The sequence below is a fragment of the Nitrospira sp. Nam74 genome (assembly GCF_965152615.1).
In genome coordinates this window covers 5152945-5167637 of sequence record NZ_OZ224220.1, presented here as the reverse complement: position 1 = coordinate 5167637, position 14693 = coordinate 5152945, and the positions used below count along the sequence as shown (strand labels likewise).

The window sequence follows — 14693 nt, the reverse complement described above, 5'->3', positions numbered from 1 at the left end:
TCCCCAGCCCTCCAGTTATACACAGGCTTATAAACATCTGTTGATAAACCACCTGGTTTTCAACGAATTAGGATTCATGATGTTCGCCGAGACCCCATCTTCGGCATCAACATTTTCTCCACAGTGAGTTTCCTGACGGCTCTATTCACACCTGTCCCACATCCATACACGACTCATCCACATGATCGCCACAGAAAGTGGCCTTTGATGAATGCCGAAAACAGTTGGATATTGCGCACTTAGATAATGTCACCAGTTTCCCCACGCCCTACTCTTCCTTCTACTACTCCGAAATGGCTTGTCCGCACTAATTCATCGGAAGAAGAAGGTGTTCATAGTGCAATGACTGCATCGGCCTCGAACATCATACGAAGGACATCCGCGTATGAAATCACCGGATACGACGACGTGATGTGTCGAGCACGCAGATCGTCGGACAATGCATAGACACGGTTCGTCGGCAGATCGGTGAGGCTGACGCCATCCTGAAGAAGCACGACTGCGATCTCTTTGCCCGATGTCTGATCGGATGCCAAGAGATTCGTGCGAGCAGGATTGGAATCTTTCACGAGATAGAGAATTTTTCGCAATCAATCACATCTTCGCTCAAAACACTAGGACACGATCGGCAGTCGCAATGGTAGTGGCAATGTCGGATTGAGCGGCCTCGCGCATCTCGAAATCCGTATCGAGAGAAAACCGTGACCGACTGTTGGGCTCAAGCAGAAACGGAATACTAAGTTCTTTGAACACCGGCAGATGTTTTTCAAGAATATCTACGTCCACGACATCATCCGTGTCCTCGGAGAGCAGAAGAGGAGCCTGGTCGAGCAGTATCACCGTTGTGGGGTTCTCTCCCGAGCCGAGCCCTAGCGCAATCCGGAGCGCTTCAACGGCCCGTCCTGATTTTCGAGGGTCTTCCTGGATGACGACGACAATACTCGCAGGCACAAATCTCCACTAGTTGAATGCGACAAACTGATCACATCCATTGATGATGTTCGACAGAACGACAAGACCGCACAATTGAATGCCGGGATCAAGATTCGCGGTCGAGACCCCTTGCTGCTGACATCCATACGCGCACGCAAACAGCTTTGCGCCCGTTTTCGAAAGACCGAGCAACTGCTGATCCGTGAGATTCTTGACTCCCTCATCGATCAGGTACAGATACACGTCGACATTCGACCGCAGACCTTCTTCACAGAGCCGTGTGACTGTTGACAGATTCGGATGAGAAGGAGGGGTAGATAACAGGATCCCGAGCTTCTTTTTCTGCATAGATATCAACAGGGTCAATCAAGAAGGCTCAAACTGCATTACTTATTGATTGTCCAAGGAAAAAGTACTCTTTATAGGCCAGGATGTCAACTGCAAAATCGGCCGGAAATCCTGTCTTGTCGGAGTCGTTCAGATAGGTGAAGAGCTACAGTGGAAAGGGGTATTTCTTCTTGCTCTTTTGTCTGCATGTTTCGGATGAGCGCTCGACCTTTCGCGACCTCGTCATCGCCTATCATGACGACATACGATGCGCCCATGCGATCCGCCTGGCGCAGGTGAGTCTTTAAGGAAGTAGCGCGAGAATCCATGTCCGCAGGCACTCCGGCCGACCGGAGATCATTCAGAATACGGGCGCCAATGGGAGACCCTTGCGTTCCAAAGGCCGCAACCGCCACGAGGTCAGGGATGGGAAGAACGACCGAGTCGGGAAGCATCAGCGAGACTCGTTCAAGCCCGACGGCAAATCCAATGGCCGGTGTGTTCGGACCACCTAAGGTCTCCACCAGTCCGTCATACCGGCCTCCGGCGCCAACCGCATTCTGGGCGCCTAAGTGCTGGGACGTGACTTCGAATGTCGTGAGAGTATAGTAGTCGAGGCCGCGCACGAGGCGAGGGTTGATGACATACGGGATTCCGAGATTCCCCAGGCCATCTTTCACCTCATCAAAATGCGTGCGTGACTTCGTTGAAAGCGAGTTCAGGATGCTCGGCGCATCTTCAGTCGCCGTCCGACATTCGGGAACCTTACAATCCAGGACTCGTAATGGGTTCGTCTCCATCCGTCGTTGACAATTCTGACACAGCCGGTTTTTCCGTTGCTGGAGGAAATCGACGAGCACCGCTTTGTATGCGGTCCGATCCGCCGGATCGCCCAGGCTGTTCATCTCCAGCGTCAGCCCGGGCAACTGTAACTCGGTCAGAAATCGCCAGAGCAGAGCTATGACTTCCACGTCAGCCAGGGGACTTGCGCTGCCGAACGATTCAACGCCGAACTGATGAAATTGACGGAGGCGTCCGGCCTGTGGGCGCTCATGGCGAAACATGGGACCCAGGTAAAAATATTTTTGCAGAGTGGCCGAGGCGCTCAAATTGTGTTCGATATACGCGCGCACGACCCCTGCTGTTCCTTCGGGTCGAAGCGTGAGTAGTTTTCCATCGCGATCCGCAAAGGTATACATCTCCTTTTCAACGATATCCGTGCTGGCCCCGATGCTGCGCGCAAACAGCTCAGTCAACTCAAAAATGGGCACACGAATTTCGCGAAATCCAAACAAACCGGAGAGGCGACGAGCCGCCGCTTCGATGGTCTGCCATCGGCGAATTTCATCCGGCAAAATGTCTTTGACGCCCTTGATACTGTGAATCATAGAGACGAAGCCAGTTGATGATCCGAACGTAAGAGGAAGGAATATAACCGCGGGGGTGGGTCAAGTCAACGAAACCGGACATGAATGGGAATGCTTGCAGGAGCTTGGAAGCGGGCGGTATAGTGCGCCTCTGCAAGGATGAAGGACACACAGTAAAGAAGGATGGCGCGATGCAGGATGGTCCCCATCGTCGGGTGATTGCGGTGGCCCCGATGCCGCCGGAGAAGTCGGCGTATGCCCTGGCACGCTATAGCCGCTCCCCCGACTCGATCGAAGACAGCATTCGTTGGGTGCACTCGCATTCATCGGAAAAGTTTTGGGAGCAGTTTTATTTTGCCTATGGACATGGCTCCATTGCCGATCTGGGGCATGCCATGGTCTGTTTTGAACACATCTCCGAGCTCGCCGCGATCCGCTTGGAAGATGAACCACTGTGGGACGGACAGGCTAAATCAAGCCGCTATCAAAACTTTGGTCCCAGCGGCTGTTACGTCCCCGACGCGATCCGCGGGACAGAAACGGAAGGCGTGTATCGCGGCATACTGGGCAGCTTGTTCAATGCGTACCAGTTACTGCACGACCCATTGAAGGCCTTCCTGTCCGCACGCACGCCTCGACCGGACAGCATGAAGCCCGCGGATTACGACCGGACGATTGCGGCGCGCACCTTCGACGTGACCCGCTATCTGCTTCCGCTCTCGGTCAGAACCAATGTGGGGCAAGTGGTCAGTATCCGGACGTTGGAGAAACAGATTACCCGGCTTTTGTCATCTCAGCTTCCAGAACTCCGGCTCATCGGAGAAGAGCTCAAAGAAGCCTGCAGTCGACAGCCGATGAATCTGTGGGGCGAACTATCCGGCCACCAGGCAGGGCCGGCCGAGCCATTAGCTCCGACGCTGGCCCGCCATGCCATGCCGAACGTTTATCAGGCCGACGTCTATACGGAGTTGGCCCGGTTCGCTAAAGATCCGCTCAAGGCTGCCGGCCTGGAGATGGCGGCTGCGACGGCGATTCCTGTGCCGCCGGTCGATTTGATCGAGCCCCATCATCCCGTCGATGAAGTGGCGGCGACTCTCCTCTATCGCGTCAGCCACGCACCGTATAGGGTCGTCCTGCAAGTCGTGCAGGGTTGGACAGACAAGCAAAAACACGATTTGATCGACGTGGCGCTACGCCGACGCGGGGCGTACGATGAACTGATCAAGGAATTCAGAAGCGGCTACGGATTCGTCTTTGACATTCTGATGGACATTGGAGGATGGCGCGATCTGCATCGGCATCGCCGGTGTCAGCAAGTCCAACAGAATTTTACGGCTGCGCATGGCTATGACGTTCCACCGGCCTTGGCGGAGGCGGGCCTGGATGGTGACTATCGAGCGGCGATGGACGCGGTAAAAATGGATATCGAGACGCTTCGGAGATCCGATCAGGAAGCCGCGCTCTACGCCATTCCATTTGGATTCAAAGTTCGCTGCCTCTTCAAAATGGATTATGCCGAGGCGGAATATATTGCTCGTCTCAGATCCGGTGTGAAAGGACACTGGTCATATCGCGCCATTGCATGGCAGATGAAGGAAAAGATCGCGGAGCGATATCCGTTTCTGGGTGAGAAGATTCAGGCGACACCGCCGAGCGAAGAAGACACCCTCACAAGATGAAGGCTGCTGATACGCCTGCGGTGCTGTCTCGCCGCACAGTCGAAGGCCGAATGTTATACTGACGGCAGAAAACAGGTCAGCGTGAAGAGCTGAATCATATGATTGACTATGCCAAGAAAATTGAAGATGCGCTTGTTCGAGGCGAGTGGACGACCGTTTCGGCCGCCGCTGAGGCATGGGTCTGCGCGATTGGCCTCAGTCATGATCCTCGCCCGTACTTTGTGCTCAATGTCGTTCAACTGATCAGGGGTGAATTCGGCGCAGCCTGGCAAACACACGCACGCGCACTTCAAGAACTGGCTGATATCGAAGTCATTAAAACCTGGGTTGATTGTCTACTCAAGGAACACCCGGACACCGCTCACATTCATTTCGTGGCCGGACTCTTTCTAGCGCAGTCCGGTCAGTCCGAACAGTCCGTCAGCCGGTATAAGGATGCGATTCGGCTCGACCCGCTCGCGCCACAACCGCATTACTTCCTCGCGCAGATTCATGAACGGGCCGACCGCATGGACATGGCCATCAAGGAATACCGTGAAGCGGTGAAATTGGATCCCACGTTCACGGCGGCTCGGACGAACTTAGGCGTAGCGTATCAGCAGCAAGGCCAGTATGAGATGGCCATCCCGCAATATCGCGAAGTGATTAAACTAAATCCTCGTGATCCGTTGGCCCATGCCAATCTCGCCGGCGCTCTCGCCGAGCAGGGCAAACTGGAGGCGGCGCTTGTTGAGTACAAGGAAGCCCTCAAACTAAACGAAAAAGATGCCGAGGTGCATTTTTCAGTGGGAGATATTTACCACCAAAAAAACCGGGTCGATCTCGCCATCAAGGCCTATCGCGCGGCCTTGGATGCCGATCCTGATTTCTCACCAGCGGAAACGGCGTTGGGCTGGATTTTGTTTGACGGAGGCAACAAACAAGAAGCCATGGAACGTTTCAATCGGGCGCTCAAGGGAAATCCCGAAGACGCGCAAGCACACTTCGGGCTCGCTCGAATCTACGCAGAACGAAACAAACCCGACATGGCCGTGGAGCTCTACGCCAAAGCCCTGAAGTTTGAAAAAGACCCGGACAAAAAGAGTACGATTATGTCGTATGCGTTTAAGGCAGGCGGCACCTGGGACCTGTAGGGATGTGGAGGCGTCGGCCAGATCTCTGTGCTCGCGCACCGCGCACGCTCGGAAGATGCCCGGTGGATGCGCGCACTGGACATCAAACCGACGCCTCCCACTCTTGTTCTGTATTGTGAGAAAAACGACAGAGAGTAGTCGCCGTAGCGTGCTGAAAACAGCTCCCAGCTTCGTTCTCAGTCGCTTGCCCACCTCGACGTAGCTACCACTACGCCTCGGAGTCAAAGCTCCCTCCGGCCTTGCTGGGAACCGTTTTGAGCAGCTTGCCTCTCCTGTACCCAGTCCTATGGACTGGTTGCTACGCCTGGTAAGAGACGCCCAGTGGAAATCTAACTGACTATTCTTGTTTGTGTAGTTAGAAAACAGAGGCTCACAGTGCAGCCTGCTCAAAAGAGTCATCCAACAAGACCGCAGGGAAGCCTTAACCGGAGGCGTAGCCTCGCCCTACGTCGAGGATTCAGGCGAACCGAGAACGAAGCTTCGGGAAGCGGCGCGTCTTGGCGCGCCTGGGGCGGCGCGGGTGAAATGATGCCGTTTTCAGCGGCCTGGCTAGAGCTCGCGGATGGCGCCTTGAAGTACCGTAATCTGCGTCACCGGATCGCCGGCCTTCTTCAGCTCGTTGCGGATCTGTTCTTTGAGGTAGGAGGAGTAGCCGATCTTTTCGACGAGCAGTTCTAAAAAGCGATCAGGGGACAGGAGCGTTTGCGTCTTGAGTTCGGTGACCGTTTCGTCGCTGACCGGCACATACGTGCTGCCGACATGCAGAATCACGTTATAGTACCGCCCCGTTCCCAACCGTTCGAACCGTACCCCTTTCACCATTCCTCCTCGAAATTGAAGTCGTATTGTAGACAACCACCAGCCCAAAGACAAGCCGCGCAAATCTTGTAGGAGCCGGCACCATACGTCATAATGACCTATGCATACGCTAGAACATCTTGTATTCGATAATACCTACGCGCAGCTCCCTGAAGCCTTTCATCGCGGCGTGTTGCCCACGCCGTTTACTGAGCCCGCGTATCTCGTTAGTTTCAATGAGGACGCGGCGCGTCTGATCGGTCTCGATCCAAAAGAGAGCAGGCGTCCCGACTTCATTGACTATTTCGGTGGACGACGGTTGCTGCCCGGCTGGGACCCCATCGCCATGCTCTATTCCGGCCATCAATTCGGCGTCAACGTGAGTCAGTTAGGTGATGGACGGGCAATCTTGCTCGGCGAAGTGAGGAGCGGCGAAGGGCAAAAATGGGATCTCCACCTTAAAGGGGCAGGCTTGACGCCATTTTCGCGTGACGGCGACGGCCGTGCCGTTCTTCGGTCGACAATCCGCGAATATCTCTGCAGCGAAGCCATGCATGGGCTCGGTATTCCGACCACCCGTGCGCTGTGCATCATCGGCAGCGACGAGAAGGTTTGGCGAGAGTCCATCGAGACCGGCGCGATGCTGGTACGAATGGCGCCGACCCATGTCCGCTTCGGGTCGTTCGAAGTGTTCTACTATCGACGTCAAGTTGACCATCTGAAGCGACTTGCCGACTATGTCATTGAGCAACATTTTCCGCACCTCATCAGTATGTCTGACCGCTACGTCGCATTTTACGCTGAGGTCGTGAGCCGCACGGCACGGCTCATCGCGCAGTGGCAGGCCGTGGGCTTTGCGCATGGCGTCATGAACACGGACAATATGTCGATTCTCGGGTTAACGCTGGACTATGGGCCGTTCGGTTTCATGGATGACTATGATGCCGGCTTCATCTGCAACCACTCCGATCATCATGGCCGATATGCCTTCGATCAGCAGCCGTATATCGGCCTCTGGAATCTTAGTTGTCTGGCGCAGGCCCTTCTGCCGCTCGCTTCTCAGGAGCCGCTGAAAGCCGCATTACACACATATGAGTCCGAGCTCAATGCGTACTATACGGAATTAATGTGTCGTAAGTTAGGACTCCAGGAGAGCGCCGAGGAAGACGGCGGTCTTGTGACCGACCTGTTGGCCTTACTACAAAGCAATCGAGTCGACTACACGATCTTTTTTCGGGCGCTCAGCGGCTTTCGGACGGAACCGGGCGCGGAGAACCATGCGCTCCGCGATTATTTCCTAGATCGTGCCGCCTTTGATGCCTGGACACAACGCTATGGTGCGCGCCTGAAGAGCGAACGGAGTCAGGATGCCGAACGCGGGGAGCGCATGAACCGGATCAATCCGAAGTACGTACTCCGGAATTACCTTGCCCAACAGGCCATCGAGCTGGCGACGGGCAAAAAGGATTATTCTGAAATCGACCGTCTCCATGCGCTGTTGCGCGATCCCTTTGCAGAGCAGCCGGGTATGGAAACGTATGCTGCGCCACCGCCGAATTGGGGGAAGCATATCAGCGTCAGCTGCTCATCTTAAGAAGGATGCTGAAAAAGCTCATCAGCTTCGTTCTCGGCTCGTCACCCATCCTCAACGTACCTCAGAGGGTACGCCTCCGGTGGCGATTTTGCCTGCGGCCTTGCTGCTGACCTTTTTGAGCATCCTCCAAGAGGAGCTTCCTGTCGATCCGATATCAAGATGCACCATAAGGCGGTAGGATGGAAAATCAAGGGAGTATTTAACGGGTACCTATGCTCGTGCACATCGTGGCAGATTATGGCCAGGGGGATTTGGCGTTTGCAGAGGTCGTTCAGCGACTCAAGCTCCATCTGCCGGACGCTGAGCCGGTCCTGACGCCGGTCCCGCCGTTTTGCACGCTGGCTGCCGGCTTTTGCGTCGCTCAATTAGCACTCAATCCGGCGCCCCCCGGGACCATCGTGTATCATAATGTCGCACCGCGAGAGGATGATGATACCGCTCGGCCCGCGAATGCCGGCGAGCGACTCAGTTATGCACGATTACGGACCGGCGTCCGAGTCATTGGCGTGAATGCGGGCCATGCCTTTTCGTTCATTCGGGATGAGGCGGAGAAACTACGATGGGCAGCTGTTGAGGCGGAGGGCTCGCAATTTCGTTCACGCGATCTCTTCCCTCAGACGGCGGCTGCGATTGCACTCGGCCGGTCTCAAGCCTTGGCCGAGGATATCGAGCCGCGCCTCATTCCGGATGTGCCGGCATCCCGCGTCGCCTACATCGACGGCTATGGCAATGTGAAGACCACCATCCGATTTGACAACAAGAGGTTCCGCGCCGGCATGAAGCTCGCGATACAGATTGACGGGGTCACGCACGACGCGCTCGTGAGTGACGGAACATTCGGGGTCGAAGCCGGGCTGCTGGCGTTCGCTCCGGGCAGCAGTGGGTGGAAGACCAAGCAGGGCGAACAGGTGCGGTGGGTAGAATTATTTCTTCGCGGCGGCAACGCGTGGGACCGGTTCAAACGGCCGCCGATTGGGGCGCGGATCGAGCTGAAGCAGTAAACGGCCTCCCTATTGAAGATCCGGAAAGAGCCACGGCACGAGGGCCGCACGGCGCGCTTCATAGCTTGAGATTTGCGTCTCATGCTGAAGTGTCAGGCCGATGGAGTCGAGTCCTTTGAGCAGGGAATCTTTCCGGAACGGGTCGACGTCGAAGCGATAGGACGTGCCCTCATCGGTCGTGACCGCTTGAGCAGCAAGATCCACGCTGACCTGATATCCCTCTTTTGTCGCGACATTCTGAAACAGCGCCTGCACCTCGTCGGCTTTGAGGACGACGGGCAGCACACCGTTTTGGAAGCAATTATTATAAAAAATATCAGCAAAGCTCGGTGCGATGATGCACCGAAAGCCTTGATCGAGCAGCGCCCAAGGAGCGTGTTCGCGTGATGAGCCGCAGCCAAAGTTGTCTCGGGTCAGTAGAATGGTCGCATGCTGGTAGCGCGGCTGATTCAAGAAAAAGTTGGGATCCTGCGACCCATCCTTCTGCTTCCGCCAATCGAAAAACAATCCTTCCCGCAGGCCCGTCCGTTTGATCGTTTTCAAGAACTGCTTGGGAATAATCTGATCGGTGTCGACGTTCATGCGATCCAGCGGCGCGACGACTCCGGTTAATGTGGTAAACGGTTGCATATACTCCTTCGGTGAAATGCTGAAAACCGCGTCGAGCTTCGTTCTCGTCTCGAAGGCATCCTCAACGCAGCTCAGAGGCTGCGCCTCAGGTGTCTTCTTCGCCTGTGGCCTTGCCTCGAGAATGGGTGCGTCTTAGCGCGCCTAGGACGGGGCGGGTGTGATAGATCGCCGTTTTGAGCGTCCCTACGACCACGTCCGAATATCTACGAAATGTCCTTCGACCGCTGCGGCTACCGCCATCGCGGGGGAGACTAAATGCGTCCGTCCGCCTGCGCCTTGACGTCCTTCGAAATTACGATTGCTGGTCGAGGCGCAGCGTTCGCCCGGCTGCAGCACATCGGCATTCATCGCGAGACACATGCTGCACCCGGCTTCACGCCACTCGAACCCGGCATCCTTAAAAATCCGATCCAAACCTTCTTCCTCGGCTTGTTTCTTCACCAGACCGGATCCCGGCACGACCATGGCATGGACGCTGCTCGCCACTTTTTTCCCCTTCGCATAGTGCGCTGCCAGACGGAGATCTTCGATGCGGGCATTCGTGCAGGATCCGATGAAGACCTTATCGAGCGTAATCTGCGTAATCGGCATGCCGGGCGTCAGTGCCATGTATTTCAATGCATGCTCGGTGGCCTTGCGTGACTTCTCATCGGGCATCTGTTGCGGGTCCGGAACCGTTCCGTCCACGCCGGAGACCATTCCCGGGCTTGTTCCCCAGGTCACCTGCGGAGCGATGTCCTCTGCTCGCAGCGCAACCGTCTGATCGTAGACAGCATCTGGGTCGCTGGCTAATTGCCGCCAGGCTTTGACAGCGCGGTTGAACAACTCGCCCTTGGGGGCCATCGGCCGTCCGTTAATGTAGGCGAACGTCGTGTCATCGGGAGCGACCATCCCGGCTCGGGCGCCGGCCTCGATCGACATGTTGCAGAGCGTCATGCGGCCTTCCATTGTCAGCGCGCGAATGGCCGATCCGGCGTACTCTATGACATAGCCCGTGCCGCCTGCCGTACCGATCTTCCCGATGATGGCCAGGATGATATCCTTCGCCGAACACCGGTCCGACAGGGATCCATCCACCGTGACAAGCATAGTTTTTGGCCGGGTCTGCACTAAGCACTGCGTCGCCAGCACGTGTTCGACTTCGCTGGTCCCGATTCCGAACGCCAGGGCACCGAAGGCGCCGTGTGTGGATGTGTGCGAATCCCCGCAGACGATCGTCATGCCAGGCAAGGTGAAGCCTTGCTCGGGACCGATGATGTGTACCACCCCCTGACGGATGTCATTCATGCCGAACAGGGTGATGCCGAATTCCTTGCAATTGTCTTCCAGTGTGCGGATCTGCGTCGCGCTGATGGCATCCGCAATCGGCAGTCGGCGATCCGTGGTCGGCACATTATGATCGGGGACGGCCAAAATCGTCGCCGGGCGTCGCGGTCGGCGGGCGGCCGCACGAAGACCTTCAAACGCTTGCGGCGACGTGACTTCGTGAACGAGATGGCGATCAATATAGAGGAGGGTGGTTCCATTGGACTCCCGCACGACATGGGCGTCCCAAATTTTGTCGAATAACGTTTTGCCAGGCATGACTCACTCCTGATTGAAGCAAGGCAAGAAGTATAGCAGTTTTATCAGATGATCTGAAAGACGAGAGCCGGCAGGTTCGGCACCGGCCTGACTAGCAGCTGTTCCACCATTTGAACCCCTCCCGCTCGATGAGCTCATCCGCCTCACGAGGGCCCCACGAACCGGCAGGATAGATAGGCACGCCATCAGGTGGCAACGATGCCCACACATCGAGGATCGGTTGGACCGTACACCACCCCACTTCAACGGTATCCCCCCGTTGAAAAAGTGTGGCATCCCCGACAAAGCAGTCGTGCAGGAGGGTTTCATAGCCAGTCTGCGGGGCATCGCCGAAATATTCGGAATAACGGAAATCCATATCGACTTTGCCGACACGCACGGCGGGGCCGGGAATCTTGGCGTCGAAGCACAGCGAGATGCCTTCATCGGGTTGAATGCGAATGATCAGCATATTGGGCGCCAGCTGATCGACCGGTGTTTTGCGAAACAACATGAATGGAGGCCGCTTAAACTGAATGACGATCTCGGTCAGCCGCTTCGCCAGACGTTTCCCGGTGCGCAGATAGAACGGCACATCGGCCCAGCGCCAGCTATCGATGAACAATTTAAGCGCAACAAAGGTCTCCGTGTTCGATCGCGCCGAGACGTGCGCTTCCTCGCGATAAGCCGGCACCGCTTTGCCGTCCATGAAACCTTCACCATACTGGCCCGCGACGGTGGAGCGAAGCACCTCGATCGGATGCAAGGGGAGGATCGCGCGCAACACCTTGGCTTTTTCATCCCGCACGGCATTGGCATCAAACGAGTTCGGCGGTTCCATGGCGACGAAGGACAAGAGCTGCAAGAGATGATTCGGGACCATGTCGCGGAGTGCGCCGGCCTGCTCGTAGTAACTGCCGCGGTGCTCGACTCCGAGCGTTTCCGTCACCGTGATTTGGACATGCTCGATATAGCGACGATTCCAAATCGGCTCAAAAATGCCGTTGCCGAATCGGAACACCAAGATGTTTTGAACCGTCTCTTTTCCCAAATAATGATCGATGCGATAGATTTGGTTCTCTTCCAAGTGCTGGCGCAGTTGGCGATTGAGCTCCCTGGCCGACTCCAAGTCGCGCCCGAACGGTTTTTCAAGAATAACGCGTCGCCATGTCCCCGGCGCTTGGGCGGTCAGCCCTTGCCGCGTCAAGTGTTCGGTGACCAGTGCAAAAAAACTGGGCGCGGTCGCGAGATAAAACAGGTAGTTTCCGCCGGTGCGGTGCTTCATCGCGACGTCCTTGAGGGCCTCTTGAAGTCGAACGTAGGCCTGAGGGTCTTGAAACTCACCCGGCACATAATAGATTCGTTGTTGCAACCAGTCCCATAACTTGGGATCCACCGGGATCGTCGCGAAGTCGCAAATGTCGCGGCTGAGCTTCTGGCGAAACTCCTCTGTCGTCATGTTCGTCCGAGCGAGCCCGACGACCGCAAATTCTTCAGGCAGGTGATGGCCCGCCGCAAGATTGTAGAGCGATGGGATCAGCTTCCGCTTGGCGAGATCGCCGTCGGCGCCGAAAATGACCATCACGCCGGACATCTGAGTGGGATCGGAAGAATCGGTGCTCATTACGGCCCCCCTGCGATAACGGTGACTTCAGCCATTATACCGCGCATGAACGTCTAACGGTTTTGTCGATACTTTGAAAAACAGATCATATCCATGCGGTTGTAGTGATCGGGCAAGAGCGACTCGGGTCGATAGCCAAGATTGAGAAACATCGTCACGTTGCGCGTCGTCCGCAACATCGTGCAAACATACAACTTGTGAGCATCTGTGACCCGTGCTTCCACGGCTTGTATCAGTGCTTTGCCGATCCCACGGCGCTGAAAGGTTGGACTGACGGACAGCAATCGAATCACGCACACGCCGCCCACCGTCCAAAATCGCACCGAACCGGCCATCGTGCCATCCCACTCGGCCACGAGAATCTTCTTCTCACCCGCATCGCGGTGAAGATCCTCCATCGTTTCAGTCGTCCATCCGGTAGTTTTGTACGTGCCTTCGTACTCGGCGAAGGCCTGGCGTTGTATGTCAAGGATCGATGAAAAGTCGTGCTCGCCGGCGACTCGTATGTGCAGCATCGCAGTGTGATGGTGATAGTGTCGAAATCAGGAATGCAAAGGAAGCGTCAATACCGACCCATGACATAAGACCCCGGGCCGTCGGCTTTCCTATGGCTCAGACATCACGGTCGACTGCCCCGTGTATTGCTATGCTGAACGGTCGGCATCCTAGCCCAAATGGAGAGGATTTGCCATTCACGATCGAGGAGAATTGTCCTACCTCAACAACGTCAGATCGAAGCGGCCGACGCGCGCTTCCCGCTCGTAGTCTTCACCGGGTGAGTCGAGTTGAACAATGACGCGAGTGCGCTGGTCTGCCGGCACGTCGTTCAGAATGTAATCCGTGGCTTGGTAAGCATCTCCCGCAAAATACATTTGGGTCATGAACGGGCGAAAGTTGGCATGCGAGACTTTGAAATGAATGTGCGGAGGCCTTGTCCAATGGCGGCCCGCTTGGTAGGAGCCCGGCTTGATCGTCTTGAACAGATAACGTCCCTCCTGATCGGTGACGCTCTTGCCCCAATACTGAAAATTCGGATCGAGCGGCGCCCGGTTATCGCGATCCCGTGGATGGCTGTACCGTCCGTTCTCCGATGCCTGCCAGATCTCGACCACGGCGCCTTCGAGGGGCCGGCACTGGTGATCGCGCACCTGTCCCATCACATAGACGATGGCACCCGTGGCCTTTCCCGCTTGTCCGTTGAGGCGGGTCAGATCGTTGTCCTGATCGAGCATCGCGTCAATCAAGGTCTTCGGTGGATAATAGGGCCCTTCAGTTTGAGCTGGCGTGATCGGGCAGTCGCGATCGGCGGCTCGTCCAACAAGTATCGAGGCGAGCCATGTCCCGCCAAGACCGAGGAGTCCAGCCAGGAGACTGCGCCGTGATATGCAAGGAGGCACATGAGATGGCTTCATGTCTTCCTCTGATTCGCATCGCGGCTGAGCGCCTCACGGATGGCATCTTTCGCGCCACACGTAATCGGATCGCCATGATTCGGACAGAGCGTCTGAAACGGAAGGTTCAACAAATGCTTTACACTGTCCCGTGTCCGTCGGGGATCATCTTGATACTCGTCGGGAACAAACGCCAACCGCCCACCACGATAGTTCGTTAACAAATCAGCACAAAAGACCACACCTCCGTCGCGCTCCAGATAGAACGAGTAAAACGCCTCGGTCGGCCCCGGCGTATGGATCGCGATGAGATTGCCCGCGAGATGATCGCCTTGGTCATACCAAAAATCGGGGTCTTCTTCGAAATCCACGGCCCCGGCCGGCGCATGCACCGGCACATTGAATTGCCGGCGATAACGCCACGCCGACCGCTCATGGCATGAGGCCGTCAAGACAATCGCGTGGACAGTTCCAAGATTTGTCAAATCCTGCTCAGCCATGGGCAACGGATCGATTAATACAATCCGACCATCCTCCACGGCGGCATAGCTGTCGCTTTGGGAATCAATGCGGTCGTCATGCATCGTCCACCGATAGACGCGTGGGGCAACCTCTCCTGCCGGCTTGGCGGTTCCTTTGGGTTCGGGCATGGT

15 protein-coding genes are annotated in these 14693 nt (G+C 56.2%); 4 read left to right on the top strand and 11 right to left on the bottom strand.

Annotated features, from left to right (window positions below; translation table 11 throughout):
• Positions 1 to 332: 332 nt before the first annotated feature.
• The 4 genes from ACWHYZ_RS24345 to hisS all read right to left on the bottom strand — a co-directional run bounded on the left by ACWHYZ_RS24345 (position 333) and on the right by hisS (position 2648).
• Complete coding sequence (locus ACWHYZ_RS24345) at positions 333 to 590, bottom strand: hypothetical protein (protein ID WP_447985253.1); 258 nt, start codon at positions 588 to 590, stop codon at positions 333 to 335.
• A gap of 16 nt (positions 591 to 606) precedes the next feature.
• A complete protein-coding gene (locus tag ACWHYZ_RS24340) occupies positions 607 to 951 on the bottom strand; it encodes a hypothetical protein (RefSeq protein WP_447985252.1) in 345 nt (114 codons plus the stop codon).
• Between the two features lie 9 nt (positions 952 to 960).
• Positions 961 to 1281 carry a DsrE family protein gene (locus ACWHYZ_RS24335; RefSeq protein ID WP_447985251.1) on the bottom strand — a complete coding sequence of 107 codons (321 nt, stop codon included), beginning with the start codon at positions 1279 to 1281 and terminating at the stop codon, positions 961 to 963.
• 86 nt (positions 1282 to 1367) lie between these two features.
• A complete protein-coding gene (gene hisS, locus ACWHYZ_RS24330) occupies positions 1368 to 2648 on the bottom strand; it encodes a histidine--tRNA ligase (protein WP_447985250.1) in 1281 nt (426 codons plus the stop codon).
• Between the two features lie 170 nt (positions 2649 to 2818).
• On the opposite strand from hisS, the gene ACWHYZ_RS24325 reads away from it, so the two are divergent.
• Both ACWHYZ_RS24325 and ACWHYZ_RS24320 read left to right on the top strand, forming a co-directional pair.
• Complete coding sequence (locus ACWHYZ_RS24325; RefSeq protein WP_447985249.1) at positions 2819 to 4306, top strand: FAD-dependent thymidylate synthase; 1488 nt, start codon at positions 2819 to 2821, stop codon at positions 4304 to 4306.
• Positions 4307 to 4404: 98 nt separating this feature from the next.
• Entirely contained in the window at positions 4405 to 5439 is a 1035-nt protein-coding gene (locus tag ACWHYZ_RS24320; protein WP_447985248.1) for a tetratricopeptide repeat protein, read from the top strand.
• A gap of 549 nt (positions 5440 to 5988) precedes the next feature.
• Here ACWHYZ_RS24320 and ACWHYZ_RS24315 read toward each other — a convergent pair.
• Positions 5989 to 6261 (bottom strand): hypothetical protein, encoded by a 273-nt coding sequence (locus ACWHYZ_RS24315; RefSeq protein WP_447985247.1) that lies wholly within the window; start codon positions 6259 to 6261, stop codon positions 5989 to 5991.
• A 97-nt stretch (positions 6262 to 6358) separates the two neighbouring features.
• Between ACWHYZ_RS24315 and ACWHYZ_RS24310 the strand changes: the two genes are divergently transcribed.
• Together ACWHYZ_RS24310 and ACWHYZ_RS24305 are read left to right on the top strand one after the other, a co-directional pair.
• A complete protein-coding gene (locus ACWHYZ_RS24310; protein ID WP_447985246.1) occupies positions 6359 to 7831 on the top strand; it encodes a protein adenylyltransferase SelO in 1473 nt (490 codons plus the stop codon).
• Between the two features lie 212 nt (positions 7832 to 8043).
• Positions 8044 to 8832 carry an SAM hydrolase/SAM-dependent halogenase family protein gene (locus ACWHYZ_RS24305; protein ID WP_447985245.1) on the top strand — a complete coding sequence of 263 codons (789 nt, stop codon included), beginning with the start codon at positions 8044 to 8046 and terminating at the stop codon, positions 8830 to 8832.
• Positions 8833 to 8841: 9 nt separating this feature from the next.
• On the opposite strand, the gene leuD is transcribed toward ACWHYZ_RS24305, so the two are convergent.
• From leuD to ACWHYZ_RS24275, 6 genes are all read right to left on the bottom strand, one after another.
• On the bottom strand, positions 8842 to 9462 hold the full coding sequence (leuD, locus tag ACWHYZ_RS24300; protein WP_447985244.1) for a 3-isopropylmalate dehydratase small subunit: 621 nt from the start codon (positions 9460 to 9462) through the stop codon (positions 8842 to 8844).
• Positions 9463 to 9645: 183 nt separating this feature from the next.
• Positions 9646 to 11046 carry a 3-isopropylmalate dehydratase large subunit gene (gene leuC / locus ACWHYZ_RS24295; protein WP_447985243.1) on the bottom strand — a complete coding sequence of 467 codons (1401 nt, stop codon included), beginning with the start codon at positions 11044 to 11046 and terminating at the stop codon, positions 9646 to 9648.
• Between the two features lie 91 nt (positions 11047 to 11137).
• The gene (gene zwf / locus ACWHYZ_RS24290) at positions 11138 to 12649 is read right to left on the bottom strand and encodes a glucose-6-phosphate dehydrogenase (RefSeq protein ID WP_447985242.1); all 1512 of its coding nucleotides are present in this window, start codon (positions 12647 to 12649) and stop codon (positions 11138 to 11140) included.
• A 53-nt stretch (positions 12650 to 12702) separates the two neighbouring features.
• The gene (locus ACWHYZ_RS24285) at positions 12703 to 13164 is read right to left on the bottom strand and encodes a GNAT family N-acetyltransferase (RefSeq protein ID WP_447985241.1); all 462 of its coding nucleotides are present in this window, start codon (positions 13162 to 13164) and stop codon (positions 12703 to 12705) included.
• Between the two features lie 198 nt (positions 13165 to 13362).
• The gene (locus ACWHYZ_RS24280) at positions 13363 to 14061 is read right to left on the bottom strand and encodes a dioxygenase family protein (protein ID WP_447985240.1); all 699 of its coding nucleotides are present in this window, start codon (positions 14059 to 14061) and stop codon (positions 13363 to 13365) included.
• Positions 14058 to 14690, bottom strand: coding sequence for an MBL fold metallo-hydrolase (locus ACWHYZ_RS24275; RefSeq protein WP_447985239.1), 633 nt, complete (start codon positions 14688 to 14690; stop codon positions 14058 to 14060). The genes ACWHYZ_RS24280 and ACWHYZ_RS24275 overlap by 4 nt, the downstream gene beginning before the upstream one ends.
• Between the last annotated feature and the right edge of the window lie 3 nt (positions 14691 to 14693).

Coding starts and splice junctions, on each gene's coding strand:
- leuC (WP_447985243.1), bottom strand. CDS start 11,046: ATGCCTGGCAAAACGTTATTCGACAAAATTTGGGACGCCCATGTCGTG.
- hisS (WP_447985250.1), bottom strand. CDS start 2,648: ATGATTCACAGTATCAAGGGCGTCAAAGACATTTTGCCGGATGAAATT.
- ACWHYZ_RS24320 (WP_447985248.1), top strand. CDS start 4,405: ATGATTGACTATGCCAAGAAAATTGAAGATGCGCTTGTTCGAGGCGAG.
- leuD (WP_447985244.1), bottom strand. CDS start 9,462: ATGCAACCGTTTACCACATTAACCGGAGTCGTCGCGCCGCTGGATCGC.
- ACWHYZ_RS24305 (WP_447985245.1), top strand. CDS start 8,044: ATGCTCGTGCACATCGTGGCAGATTATGGCCAGGGGGATTTGGCGTTT.
- ACWHYZ_RS24285 (WP_447985241.1), bottom strand. CDS start 13,164: ATGCTGCACATACGAGTCGCCGGCGAGCACGACTTTTCATCGATCCTT.
- ACWHYZ_RS24335 (WP_447985251.1), bottom strand. CDS start 1,281: ATGCAGAAAAAGAAGCTCGGGATCCTGTTATCTACCCCTCCTTCTCAT.
- ACWHYZ_RS24275 (WP_447985239.1), bottom strand. CDS start 14,690: ATGCCCGAACCCAAAGGAACCGCCAAGCCGGCAGGAGAGGTTGCCCCA.
- ACWHYZ_RS24280 (WP_447985240.1), bottom strand. CDS start 14,061: ATGAAGCCATCTCATGTGCCTCCTTGCATATCACGGCGCAGTCTCCTG.
- ACWHYZ_RS24315 (WP_447985247.1), bottom strand. CDS start 6,261: ATGGTGAAAGGGGTACGGTTCGAACGGTTGGGAACGGGGCGGTACTAT.
- zwf (WP_447985242.1), bottom strand. CDS start 12,649: ATGAGCACCGATTCTTCCGATCCCACTCAGATGTCCGGCGTGATGGTC.
- ACWHYZ_RS24325 (WP_447985249.1), top strand. CDS start 2,819: ATGCAGGATGGTCCCCATCGTCGGGTGATTGCGGTGGCCCCGATGCCG.
- ACWHYZ_RS24310 (WP_447985246.1), top strand. CDS start 6,359: ATGCATACGCTAGAACATCTTGTATTCGATAATACCTACGCGCAGCTC.